The sequence below is a fragment of the Herbaspirillum sp. AP02 genome, from assembly GCF_015767275.1.
In the GTDB taxonomy this organism is placed as follows: Bacteria; Pseudomonadota; Gammaproteobacteria; order Burkholderiales; family Burkholderiaceae_D; genus Herbaspirillum.
In genome coordinates this window covers 33,214-45,893 of sequence record NZ_JADWMY010000004.1, presented here as the reverse complement: position 1 = coordinate 45,893, position 12,680 = coordinate 33,214, and the positions used below count along the sequence as shown (strand labels likewise).

Annotated in this window: 10 protein-coding genes; 7 read left to right on the top strand and 3 right to left on the bottom strand. The window is 63.9% G+C overall.

From position 1 onward, the window contains the following. Window positions 1-5 precede the first annotated feature (5 nt). The 3 genes from I5R65_RS10440 to I5R65_RS10430 form a co-directional block, all read right to left on the bottom strand. Window positions 6-203, bottom strand: a complete 198-nt coding sequence (locus tag I5R65_RS10440) for a hypothetical protein (protein ID WP_008329502.1) — start codon at window positions 201-203, stop codon at window positions 6-8. Between the two features lie 92 nt (window positions 204-295). Then, window positions 296-1,279 carry a response regulator transcription factor gene (locus I5R65_RS10435; RefSeq protein WP_180669315.1) on the bottom strand — a complete coding sequence of 328 codons (984 nt, stop codon included), beginning with the start codon at window positions 1,277-1,279 and terminating at the stop codon, window positions 296-298. Then, window positions 1,257-4,712: an ATP-binding protein gene (locus tag I5R65_RS10430; protein WP_180669317.1), complete on the bottom strand. Its 3,456-nt coding sequence runs from the start codon at window positions 4,710-4,712 to the stop codon at window positions 1,257-1,259. Before I5R65_RS10430 ends, I5R65_RS10435 begins: the two co-directional genes overlap by 23 nt. Before the next feature lie 542 nt (window positions 4,713-5,254). Here I5R65_RS10430 and urtA point away from each other — a divergent pair. The 7 genes from urtA (at window position 5,255) to fmdA (ending at window position 12,587) form a co-directional block, all read left to right on the top strand. Beyond that, window positions 5,255-6,511: an urea ABC transporter substrate-binding protein gene (gene urtA / locus I5R65_RS10425; RefSeq protein ID WP_077236840.1), complete on the top strand. Its 1,257-nt coding sequence runs from the start codon at window positions 5,255-5,257 to the stop codon at window positions 6,509-6,511. Between the two features lie 106 nt (window positions 6,512-6,617). Continuing rightward, complete coding sequence (urtB, locus tag I5R65_RS10420; protein ID WP_180669319.1) at window positions 6,618-7,535, top strand: urea ABC transporter permease subunit UrtB; 918 nt, start codon at window positions 6,618-6,620, stop codon at window positions 7,533-7,535. A gap of 43 nt (window positions 7,536-7,578) precedes the next feature. Then, entirely contained in the window at window positions 7,579-8,796 is a 1,218-nt protein-coding gene (urtC, locus tag I5R65_RS10415; RefSeq protein WP_180669610.1) for an urea ABC transporter permease subunit UrtC, read from the top strand. Next, window positions 8,793-9,560, top strand: coding sequence for an urea ABC transporter ATP-binding protein UrtD (gene urtD, locus I5R65_RS10410; RefSeq protein WP_180669321.1), 768 nt, complete (start codon window positions 8,793-8,795; stop codon window positions 9,558-9,560). The genes urtC and urtD overlap by 4 nt, the downstream gene beginning before the upstream one ends. A gap of 25 nt (window positions 9,561-9,585) precedes the next feature. After that, on the top strand, window positions 9,586-10,275 hold the full coding sequence (gene urtE / locus I5R65_RS10405) for an urea ABC transporter ATP-binding subunit UrtE (protein ID WP_077236844.1): 690 nt from the start codon (window positions 9,586-9,588) through the stop codon (window positions 10,273-10,275). Window positions 10,276-10,317: 42 nt separating this feature from the next. Next, window positions 10,318-11,349 carry an aliphatic amidase gene (locus I5R65_RS10400; RefSeq protein WP_180669323.1) on the top strand — a complete coding sequence of 344 codons (1,032 nt, stop codon included), beginning with the start codon at window positions 10,318-10,320 and terminating at the stop codon, window positions 11,347-11,349. Window positions 11,350-11,408: 59 nt separating this feature from the next. Continuing rightward, on the top strand, window positions 11,409-12,587 hold the full coding sequence (fmdA, locus tag I5R65_RS10395) for a formamidase (protein WP_006713014.1): 1,179 nt from the start codon (window positions 11,409-11,411) through the stop codon (window positions 12,585-12,587). Window positions 12,588-12,680 lie beyond the last annotated feature (93 nt).

The window sequence follows — 12,680 nt, the reverse complement described above, 5'->3', positions numbered from 1 at the left end:
CTGCTTCAGGCCAGGGCTTCCTTGGCGGCTTCTTCCGGGGTCAGGCCGTCGTAGTACAGGTCGGTGAACCATTCCACCTGTTCTTCGATGTGCTCCTGCGCCTGGTCCAGCGTGGCGCCGCCCTTGACCAGGAATTGCTCGACTTCGGTACACCATTGGATCAGGGCTTCGGTTTCCGGGTCCAGTTTCTCTTTCTTGGGCATGATGACTCCTTGCTTCGGTGATGATGGGCGTAAGTGCCCTGTGCAAGGATAGGGCAAAGCGGCCCGGTCTGCCCGGGTTTATGCTGACGGGGTCATTGCAGCAACTGCCCCCCACTTCCCGCCGCCACGCTACTGGCCAGCACCGCCGCCGCCGAGCGCGTTTCCACGCCCAGTTTCACGAAGATATGTTCCAGATGCTTGTTCACCGTGCGCGGGCTCATGCCGAGGATGTCGGCAATGTCGCGGTTGGTCTTGCCCTTGCCCAGCCACAGCAGGACGTCGCTCTCGCGCGGGGTGAGCCGGCAGGCTTCCAGCGAGGCCGGTAGCGCCGGGCCGTCCTCCGGCCGTGCCAGCGCGGCGGCGCCGGTCTTTTCTTCCAGCAGCAGGCTGGCACCATGCCCCTGGCCGGGGCCGCACAGGGTGATGTGCAGTTCGCCCTGGTCCAGGCGTACCACCAGCGGGGGCAACTGGTCCAGGTTCTCGCCCTGGCGCTGGCGCACCAGTTGTTCGTTCAGCCACACCTGCAGTGCCGCCGGCAGCCGCTGGCTGCCCGGTGCGGGGGCGCCGAAATACTTCTCCAGCCATTGCGAGGCCTTGCTGGTCTGCCAGGTCGGCAAGCCATTACCGCCCAGGACGATCACCGCGTGCGCGGCCTGTTCCAGGACCCCACGTGCCTGCGACATCATGCGCCCGGTGCGGATGTGGGCGCCGATGCGGGCCACCACTTCCTGCGGACGGATCGGCTTGGTGACGTAGTCGATGCCGCCGACCTCGAAGCCGCGCACCACGTGCTCGGTCTCCGACAGGCCGGTCATGAAGACTACCGGCACGTGACTCACCTGCCGCAACTGCTTGATGCGGCGGCAGGTCTCGAAGCCATCGATGCCGGGCATCATGGCGTCCAGCAGGATCAGGTCGGGCGTGATGTGGTCCAGCCGCTGCAGCGCCGAGAGACCGTCTGTGGCGACCAGCACGATGTGGCCGCTCTCGTCGAGGGCGTCGGACAACATGGCCAGGTTGTCGGGCATGTCATCGACGATCAGCACGACTTGCCTATCGAACGTCGTTGAGATCATGGCGGATCAGCTCCTTGATGCGGGTGACATATTCATTGAGTCGGAATTGCCTGACCAGTTGCCGCAGCTCCGTGGTGAAGGGCAGGTAGGCCGGGTTCTGGCGGTCCATGGCGTCCAGCTGGCGCAGAATTTCCTTGGCATAGCCGATGCTGCCCAGTTGCAGCAGGGCGGCCAGCCTGTCCTGGCCCGGCACCAGCATCAGCGGCTTGGCCGTGATGGTGGTGGCGGTGGGCGGTGTGGCAGCGGGCGCCGAGGCGCTTGTGCCCGGCGCCACCCAGTCCAGTTGCAGGTGCTGCCTGATCTTGCCCAGCAGCTCGTTGTACGACACCGGCTTGACCAGGAAATCGTTGACCAGCGGCGCGCCGTTGCGCTCGTGCAGGTTCTCGAAGGCATTGGCCGAGACCAGCAGGATGGGCAACTGCGTCAGACCCCGCGCGCGGATGGCGCGGGCCACGCTCCAGCCGTCCATCTGCGGCATGGCGATGTCGAGCAGGATCAGGTCCGGCACCTCGTGCGCCAGTCTTTCCATGCAGGCCAGGCCGCTGTCGGCCTCGCTGACCGCAAAGCCCAGCGGGGCCAGCATGTCCTTCAGGAGGCGGCGCTGCGAGGCCTGGTCGTCCACCACCAGGATGTGGCGCGAGGGGCCGGCGTAGCCGGACATCTGGTCTTCCAGTTGTAGTCTGGGGCGCGGCACATGCACCTCCGGCAGGTAGAGCTTGAGGTGGAAGCTGCTGCCGGCGCCGACCGTGCTCTGCACGCTCAGCTCACCGCCCATGATGTGGACCAGCATGCGGCTGATGGCCAGCCCCAGCCCGGTGCCGATGTCCTCGCGCAGGCTGGCCGCGTTGCTGCGTTCGAAGGGCAGGAAGATGCGTTCCAGGTCGTCGTCGGCGATGCCGATGCCGGTGTCGACCACGTCGAACCAGGCAATCTCGCGCGCGTAGCGCACCTTCAGGGTGACCCCGCCACGGTCGGTGAACTTGACGGCATTGCCCAGCAGGTTGATGAGGATCTGCCGCAGCCGCTTCTGGTCGGCATGCACGATGTGCGGCAGGCGGCCGGTTTTTTCGAAGCGGAACTGCAGGCCCTTCTGTTCTGCCTGCGGCGCGAACATGCCCACGATCTGTTCCAGGAAGGCTTCCAGCGCCAGTTCGTCGGAGGCCAGGCGCATCTTGCCGGCTTCGATCTTGGCGATGTCGAGCAGGCCGTCGATCAGGCTCAGCAGGTGTTCGCCGCTGCGGCGGATGATGGCGATGGCTTCCTTGCGGGCCGGCGGAATGGTGGCGTCCACGTGCAGGATCTGCGCATAGCCGAGGATGCTGTTCAAGGGTGTGCGCAGTTCATGGCTCATGCCGGCCACGAAGCGGCTCTTGGCCAGGTTGGCCGATTCGGCGGCCTCCTTGGCGCGCTGCAGTTCGGCGTCGGTCTGCTTGTGGGCCTCGATTTCCTGCAGCAGCAGGTTGGTCTGGCGTTCCGATTCTTCCTGCGCGACGGCGCGGCTTTCATTGGTCAGCACCAGCCACCATGCGCCCACGCCGACCACCACCAGCAACAGACAGAACAGCTTGATGAAGACGCCCCGCAGCGAGTCGGGCGCGGCCAGGGTGAGGCCGGAGAGGTCGGCCATCTGCTGGAAGTACAGCATCCACAGCACGATGGCCAGGCCACCGGCCAAGAGACCGAAGACGCTCAGGTAATGACCGATACGGGTATTGAGCTTGAGCGCGAAGCGCGCCGGGATCAACTGGCGCAGGGTGTGCAGGATCTGGTTGGGCAGCCGCGCGCGCGGGGTCTTGCAGCGGTCCTTGCAACGTGCATCGAGCGAACAGCACAGCGAGCAGATGGCGCCCTGGTAGGCCGGGCAGTGCGCCATGTCCGGGGTTTCGAAGGCATTGCCGCAGATGACGCAGTCCAGCACCGAGGGGCTGTGGCCGGGCGTATAGGGGCGGTAGCTCTGTTCGGACAGCGTATCGCGGCGGGCGATGTAGTAGCGGCTGCCGGTGGCCACCGCGATCAACGGCGCGCTCACCAGGGCTGTCCCCAGGGCGATGAAGGGGGAGAGTGCTGCCACCGTCTTGCCCAGCACGCCGGACATGGCCAGCGTGGAGAGCAGGGTGGCGATCACCATCGAGCCCACGCCGACCGGGTTGACGTCATACAGATGGGCGCGCTTGAACTCGATATGCGCCGGGCTCAGGCGCAGCGGCTTGTTGATCACCAGATCGGCCACCACCGCGCCGATCCAGGAGATCGCCACCAGGCTGTAGAGCGCCAGCACGTGTTCCAGGGCATTGAAGACGCCCAGCTCCATCAGCAGCACTGCGATCAGGACATTGAACACCAGCCACACCACGCGGCCGGGGTGACTGTGGGTCAGGCGCGCAAAGAAATTGGACCAGGCCAGCGAACCGGCATAGGCATTGGTGACATTGATCTTGATCTGCGACACCACCACGAACAGCACCACCGCCCCCAGCGCCAGGGCCGGATTGCCGAACACGTACTGGTAACCGATCAGGTACATCTGGGTCGGTTCCACGGCGCGCGCCATCGGCACCTCGTGCTGGATGGCCAGGAAGGCCAGCAGCGCGCCGCCCAGCATCTTGGCGCCGCCCAGCAGAATCCAGCCGGGGCCGGCCAGCAGCAGGGCGCTCCACCAGCGGCCGCGATTGGCGGCGGTCTTCTCCGGCAGGAAGCGCAGGAAGTCGACCTGCTCGCCGATCTGGGCGATCAGCGAAAAGGCCACCGTCGCGGCCGCGCCGAACAGCAGCAGGTTGAAGGAGCTGCCTTCCTCGGCACGGCCGGCAAAGCTCATCAGGTTGCGCAGGGCGTCGGGCTCCTTGTACAGCACGCACAGGTAGGGCAGTACCAGCAGCACCAGCCACAGCGGCTGGGTCCACATCTGCAGGCGGTTGATGAGGGTGATGCCGTAGGCCACCATGGGGATGATGATCAGCGAACAGAGCACGTAGCCATACACCAGTGGCAGGCCGAAGTAGATCTCGATGGCCTGGGCCATGATGGCCGCTTCCAGCGCGAAGAAGATGAAGGTGAAGCTGGCATAGATCAGCGAGGTGATGGTCGAGCCGATGTAGCCGAAGCCGGCGCCGCGCGTGAGCAGGTCCATGTCCACCCCGTAGCGGGCAGCGTAGTAGCTGATCGGCAGGCCGGTCAGGAAGAACAGCACCACCACGCAGACGATGGCCCAGAAGGCATTGGTAAAGCCGTAGCTCAGGGTGATGGCGCCGCTGATGGCTTCCAGGGCCAGGAAGGAGGTCGCGCCCAGGGCCGTGTTGGCCAGCCGGAATTCGGACCAGCGGCGAAACGACAGCGGCGTGTAGCGCAGCGCGTAATCTTCCAGGGTCTCGTTGGCGACCCAGGTGTTGTAGTCGCGGCGGACCTTGACGATGCGTTGTGTGGCGGGATGGGTCACGTTGGCTCTGGGTAAGGTCGGGGCATCTCGTCAGGTCCTTGTCAGCACGCCGGCTGGCAGGACCGCTCGCGTTCATGTGCAAGCAATTTTCAAACCATTCGCGCAGCACGGGCATACGTCAAATGACGTATAGGCGTTGCCGCATCCCACGGGAATTCACCAAAACGCAGCAGGACTTGCCGGCCCGGCAAGAGCATCGCCGCGCACCCCGTCATGGGCCTGCACCAACAGCAGGCGGCGGGCGGGCAAAAGCTGTGCAGGCGGCCGGGCTGCAGCGGTCGGGGGCTTACGTCAAACAACGTATTGTTGCGCCGCACCGCCGATCCTATTCTGCCTCCCAGAACGAAGGGCAGGGCCAGCACAGCTAGAGGCGGGCTTGAAGGAATATTCATATGTGGCAGGAGCGGTTTTCCTGAACGCCATGCCAGTGGCGGGCCTTTCCCTCGTTTGTTCACTTTTCCGTTTTTTGACCGGCTTTTTTTCTGCACGACGCCACGTTTGTCCGGCCGGCATCCAACAACAACGACCGAAAGGAGTACCGCATGTCGCATTCCTCGTCTTCCAACCCGCCCTCGCTGCCGCGCCGCAAGGTCCTCATGGGCCTGGCCGCTGGTGCCGCCGCTGCTGCCCTGCCGGGCATGGCCTCGGCCCAGCAGTATCCGACCGCCAAGGTCAATACCACCAAGCTGGCCATCACCGATACCGAAGTCACCGTGGGCCAGCTGCACTCGGCCACCGGCACCATGGCCATCAGCGAGACCGGGTCGATCCAGGCCGAGCGCCTGGCCATCGACCAGATCAATGCCATGGGCGGCATCCTCGGTCGCAAGATCAAGATCATCCAGGAAGACGGCGCCAGCGACTGGCCGACCTTCGCCGAAAAGGCCAAGAAGCTGCTGGAGAACGACCGCGTGGCGGCCGTCTTCGGCTGCTGGACCTCGGCCTCGCGCAAGGCGGTGCTGCCGGTGTTCGAGAAGGATAACGGCCTGCTCTACTACCCGACCTTCTACGAAGGCCTGGAGCAGTCCAAGAACGTCTTCTATACCGGGCAGGAGGCGACGCAACAGGTGCTGGCAGGCCTGAACTGGGTGGCCAAGGAAAAGAAGGCCAAGACCTTCTTCCTGGTCGGCTCGGACTACATCTGGCCGCGCACTTCCAACAAGATCGCCCGCAAGCACATCGAGAACGTGCTCAAGGGCTCGGTGGTGGGCGAGGAATACTATCCGCTGGGCAATACCCAGTTCGGCTCGCTGATCAACAAGATCAAGCTCAAGAAACCGGACGTCATCTTCGCCGACGTGGTGGGCGGCTCCAACGTCGCCTTCTACAAGCAGCTGAAGGCGGCCGGCGTCACCGCCAAGACCCAGAACCTGCTGACCATCTCGGTCACCGAAGATGAAATGCTGGGCATCGGCGGCGAGAACGTGGAGGGCTTCTTTGCTTCCATGAAGTATTTCCAGAGCCTGGACAACGCCAACAACAAGAAATTCGTGGCCGAGTTCAAGGCCAAGTTCGGTGCCAATTCGGTCATCGGCGACGTCACCCAGGCCGCCTATCTCGGTCCCTGGTTGTGGAAGGCGGCGGTGGAAAAGGCCGGCAGCTTCGACGTCGACAAGGTGGTGGCGGCCTCCCCCGGCATCGAACTCAAGACCGCCCCGGAAGGCTACGTCAAGGTCCACGAGAACCATCACCTGTGGAGCAAGACCCGCATCGGCGAAGCCCAGAAGGATGGCCAGTTCAAGGTGGTCTACGAGTCCGATCTGATCGAACCGAATCCCTTCCCCAAGGGTTACCAGTAAGCAGTAAGCGTCTGTTCACTGCGTAGCAAAGCGGCGGCGTCTGTAGTGACATGCGGGCGCTGCCGCCCCTCATCGGTCAATTCATCCTTGCCCATCGGGAGTCAACATGGTTTCTCTATCCGAATTCGGCGCCATCTTCGCCATGCAGGGCTTCAATGGCCTCTCGGTGTTCTGCGTCCTGCTGCTCATGGCGCTGGGCCTGGCCATCATCTTCGGGCAGATGGGCGTGATCAACATGGCCCACGGTGAATTCCTCACCATCGGCGCCTACATCACCTATCTGCTCTCGCACCTGACCACCACCTATGCGCCGGCCTTTCAGCCGTTCTATTTCTTCGTGGCCATCGTGCTGTCCTTCGCGGTGGCCTATGGCGTGGGCTACCTGACCGAGCTGCTGCTGATCAGCCGCCTCTACAAGCGCCCGCTCGATACGCTCCTGGCCACCTGGGGCCTGTCGCTGGCGATGCAGCAGACCTTCCGTTCCATCTTCGGTGCCAAGGAAGTCAGCGCCACCTTGCCGGACTGGTTGATGGGGTCCTTCAAGCCGACCGATGCCATCGACATTCCCATCAATGGCCTGTTCATGATGGGCATCACGGCGCTGCTGACGGGCTCCATCTTCGTGCTGCTGTTCCGCTCGCGCTGGGGCCTGCAGGTGCGCGCCACGATGCAGAACCGGGTCATGAGCGGGGCGGTGGGCATCAATACCCGCAAGGTCGATCGCACCACCTTCGCGCTCGGTTGCGGCGTGGCCGGGGTGGCCGGGGCGGCCTTCACCACCATCGGTTCCACCGGTCCCACCAGCGGTTCGCTCTACATCGTCGATACCTTCCTGGTGGTGGTCTTCGGCGGCGCGCAAAGCCTGATCGGCACCATCGCCTCGGCCTTCTCGATTGCGCAGACGCAGTCCACGGCGGAGTTCTTCCTGACCGGTTCCATGGCCAAGGTGCTCACGCTGTCGGCAGTGATCCTGATCCTGATGCTGCGTCCGCAGGGCCTGTTCTCGGCCAAGGTGCGCAAGTGATGGCCGGCTTCTCTTTCTCCAACAACCCGTGCGAGGTCCGATGATGCATGCAGCCTATGAAAAACTGTTGGGCGGGCGCTCCGGGGCGGTGGGCCTGCTGGTGATGGCGGTGCTGTTGCTGCTGGTGTTTCCGCTGACGCTGGACATGTTCCGTCTCAACCTGGTGGGCAAGTACCTGTCCTACGCCTTCGTGGCGGTGGGCCTGGTGCTGTGCTGGGGCTATGGCGGCATCCTCAGCCTGGGACAGGGGGTGTTCTTCGGCCTGGGCGGATATTGCATGGCCATGTTCCTCAAGCTCGAAGCCTCCGACCCCATCAGCACCAAGATCCAGTCCACGCCGGGGATTCCCGACTTCATGGACTGGAACCAGATCACCGCCTTGCCGGCCATGTGGGAGCCCTTCCATAGCTTCGGCTTCACGGTGCTGGCAGTGCTGGTGGTGCCCACCCTGCTGGCCATGCTGATCGGGCTGGCCATGTTCAAGCGCCGGGTGGGGGATGTGTATTTCTCCATCGTCACGCAGGCCATCGCCGCCATCCTGTCCATCCTGATCATCGGCCAGCAGGGCCTGACCGGCGGCGTCAACGGCATCACCGACCTGAAGACCCTGATGGGTTGGGACATCCGCACCGACCATGCCAAGCTGGTGCTGTACTTCGTCAATGCGGGCCTGCTGTTCGCTTGCATCCTGTTCGGCCGCTATGTGCTCGGCTCCAAGCTGGGGCGCCTGCTGGTGGCCATGCGCGACAAGGAGGAGCGCGTGCGCTTCTCGGGCTATGACGTGGCCAGCTTCAAGGTCTTCGTGTTCTGCGCGGCGGCCATGTTCTCGGCCATCGGCGGGGCCATGTTCACGCTGCAGGTGGGCTTCATGTCGCCCTCCTTCGTGGGCATCGTGCCGTCCATCGAGATGGTGATCTATGCCGCCGTCGGTGGTCGCATGTCGCTGCTGGGCGCGGTGTACGGCACGTTGCTGGTGAACTTCGGCAAGACCTATTTTTCCGAGACCTTCCCCGAGCTGTGGCTGTTCCTGATGGGCGGCCTCTTCATCGCGGTGGTGATGTACTTCCCCAATGGCTTGGCCGGTCTCTGGCAGACCCAGGGCAAGCGGCTGATGGCGCGGCTGCGTGGTGAGGTCAAGCCGGCGGCGGTCGTGGTTGCGCCAACTGTTGTACCAGCTGCTGCCGCAGCGGCCCGTCCATCCACCCCTGAACCCAAGCGCGACGGCATCGAGCCCGGCGCTACCCTGGAGGCCAGCAAATGAGCGAGAACCCCATCGGTTTCGAATCGGATGCCCATCCGGTCCTGGCCATCGAAGAGCTGACCGTGTCCTTCGACGGTTTCAAGGCGGTGGACGGCCTCAATCTCTACGTGCAGCGCAACGAGGTGCGCGTGGTGATCGGCCCCAACGGTGCCGGCAAGACCACCGTACTGGACCTGATCTGCGGCAAGACCCGCGCCACCTCCGGCAGCATCAAGTTCAACAGCCATGAGCTGACCAGGATGAGCGAGCACGCCATCGTGCGGGCAGGGGTGGGGCGCAAGTTCCAGACGCCGTCCATCTACGAAAACCTTTCCGTCTTCGAGAACCTGGAAATGTCCTTCCCGCGTGGCCGCAAGGTGTTCGGTGCGCTGACCTTCCAGCGCTCGCCGGACGTGGTGGCACGGGTGGAGGCGGTGGCCGCCGATATCTTCCTCGACCAGCAGTTGCACACCCAGGCCGACCTGCTCTCGCACGGGCAGAAGCAGTGGCTGGAGATCGGCATGCTGCTGATGCAGGAGCCCGAACTGCTGATGCTGGACGAGCCGGTGGCCGGCATGAGCGTGTCCGAGCGCGAAAAGACCGCCGAACTGCTGGGCCGCATCAGCCAGGGTCGCTCGGTGGTGGTGATCGAGCACGACATGGATTTCGTCAAGAGCATCGCCCACAAGGTGACCGTGCTGCACCAGGGCAAGATCCTGGCCGAGGGCAGCATGGAGAAGGTGCAATCCGATCCCAAGGTGATCGATGTCTATCTCGGCCACTGAACGCCTACCCAACCCGGAGCCTGCCATGTTCAAAGTCTCGCAACTCGCCTCCGGCTACGGCCAGAGCAAGGTCATCCACGACGTCAACCTGTCGGTGGCCAAGGAAGAAATCGTCGCCGTCATGGGCCGCAACGGCATGGGCAAGACCACGCTGTTCAAGACCCTGATGGGCATCCTGCCGCTGCGCGGCGGCAGCATCAGCATCGATGGCGTCGAATTGGGCGCCCTGGAAAGCCACCAGCGCGTGGAGCGCGGCGTGGCCTACGTGCCGCAGGGGCGGATGATCTTTTCGCACATGACGGTGCTGGAAAACATCCAGACCGGCTTGCCGGCTTCGGCCCGGGGCAAGGTGCCGGACGAGCTGTATTCGCTCTTCCCCGTGCTCTACGACATGCGCACCCGCAAGGGCGGCAACCTCTCCGGCGGCCAGCAGCAGCAACTGGCCATTGCGCGGGCGCTGGCCACCAATCCCCGGGTGCTGTTGCTGGATGAGCCGACCGAGGGCATCCAGCCTTCCATCATCAAGGACATCGCCCGGAGCCTGAAGGAAATCCGCAAGATCCGCGCCCTCACCATCGTGGTCTCGGAGCAGGTGTTGAGCTTCACGCTGGAGATTGCTGACCGTTTCCTGGTGATCGACAAGGGGCGCTTCGTCTACGAAGACACGCGGGCCAATGTCGATGCACCCACCATCAGCAAGTACCTGTCGGTCTGATCGTCAATCTGAATTAACCCGTTTTGCAGAAGGAGCCAGTCCATGAGACACGGAGACATTTCAAGCAGCAAGGACGCCGTCGGCGTAGCGGTAGTCAACTACAAGATGCCGCGCCTGCATACGCGGGCCGAGGTGCTGGAGAACGCCAGGAAGATCGCCGCCATGCTGGTGGGCATGAAGCAGGGCCTGCCGGGGCTGGACCTGGTGGTGTTCCCGGAGTATTCCACCCACGGCATCATGTACGACCGTGAGGAGATGTTCGAGACCGCCGCCACCATCCCCGGCGAGGAGACCGCCATCTTCGCGGAGGCCTGCCGCATCGCCGGTGTGTGGGGCGTGTTTTCGCTGACCGGCGAACGCCATGAAGAGCATCCGCGCAAGGTCCCCTACAACACCCTGATCCTCATCAACGACCAGGGCGAGATCGTGCAGAAGTACCGCAAGATCATGCCCTGGACGCCCATCGAGGGCTGGTATCCGGGGGACACCACCTATGTCTGCGATGGTCCCAAGGGCCTGAAGGTGAGCCTGATCATCTGCGACGACGGCAACTATCCCGAAATCTGGCGTGACTGCGCCATGAAGGGCGCGGAACTGGTGGTGCGTTGCCAGGGTTACATGTACCCGGCCAAGGAACAGCAGATCATGGTCTCCAAGGCCATGGCCTGGATGAACAACCTCTATGTGGCGGTGGCCAATGCGGCCGGCTTCGACGGCGTGTATTCCTACTTCGGCCACTCGGCCATCGTCGGTTTCGACGGCCGCACGCTGGGCGAATGCGGCACCGAGGAAATGGGCATCCAGTATGCCGAGCTGTCCATCGGCGCCATCCGCGATGCACGGCGCAACTGGCAATCCCAGAACCATCTCTACAAGCTGCTGCACCGGGGCTATACCGGCAAGATCAATTCGGGCGAATCTCCGGCCGGTGTGGCCGAGTGTCCCTTCGATTTCTATCGCACCTGGGTCAATGACCCGCAGGCCGCCCGCGCCCAGGTCGAGGCGCTCACCCGCAACAGCGCCGGCACGCCTGAATGTCCGATGCCGGGGATTCCCACCGAGCCGGCGCCCTGAGCACTGCCTCGCTGGCCAATGCTTCACGCTCATCACGCACCTACCACCAAGGAGATCGCATGCAACACTTCAAGATCAAGCCCGGCGTCCCGCTGGCAGAGCAGCCTGAACTGGGCCACAACCGCTGGCACCCGGACCTGCCTTTCCTGGCCTCGGTCAAGCCCGGTGAATCCATCCTGATCGAATCACTGGACTTCCTGGATGCCCAGATCAAGGACACCGATGACGTCTCCGACGTCAAGAATGTCGACCTGACCCGCGCCCACCCGCTGACCGGTCCCTTCCACGTCGAAGGCGCCGAACCGGGCGACCTGCTGGTGATCGACCTGCTGGACATCAAGCCGGTGACCCCGGTCGGTTTTTCGGGCGTGTTCTCCAAGGAAAATGGCGGCGGCTTCCTGGCCGATTACTTCCCCGAGGCCGACAAGGCCATCTGGGACCTGAAGGGGCTGTATGCCACCTCGCGCCATATCCCGGGCGTGCGCATCGCCGGCCTGACCCACCCGGGCCTGATGGGTTGCCTGCCGTCGCATGAGTTGCTGGCCGAATGGAACCGCCGCGAAGCGCCGCTGGCCGCCAAGGGCCTGGCCAAGCCGCCCGATCCGAGCACCGCCGTGCTGCGCGGCCTGACCGGCGCCAAGTTCGACGAGATGGCCAAGGTCGCCGCGCGCACCGTGCCGCCGCGCGAGCATGGCGGCAATACCGATATCAAGGACCTGTCGGCCGGTACGCGCATCTTCTTCCCTGTGTATGTGAAGGGTGCGGGCTTCTCGATGGGTGACCTGCACTTCTCGCAGGGCGATGGCGAGATCGGCTTCTGCGGCGCCATCGAGATGGATGGCGTGAGCCACGTCGGCTTCGACCTCATCAAGGGCGGCATGGCGAAGTACAACATCACGTCGCCCATCTTCATGCCCAGCATCGTCAAGCCGCATTACGAGCAGTGGCTGACCTTCGAGGGCATCAGCGTGGAAAACGGCGTGAACTACTACCTCGACGCCACCGTGGCCTATCGCCAGGCCTGCCTCAAGGCCATCGACTACCTGACCCACTTCGGCTACACCGGCAGCCAGGCCTACATGCTGCTCACGGCCGCACCGGTGGAAGGGCGCATCGGCGGTATCGTCGATATTCCCAACTGCGCCTGCACGGTGGCCTTGCCGACCTCGATCTTCGATCAGGACATCACGCCCAAGGGCATGTTGAACGACAAGTCCTATTGGGGGCGCAAGGGCTGAAGGCTGAGCTTGTTTGTTGTGCGTGGTGTGTAGTGTGTTCCCGGCCGGTTGTCTTTCCGGTCGGGTCTTTTCGGGTCGGGATTCTTCAGGAGG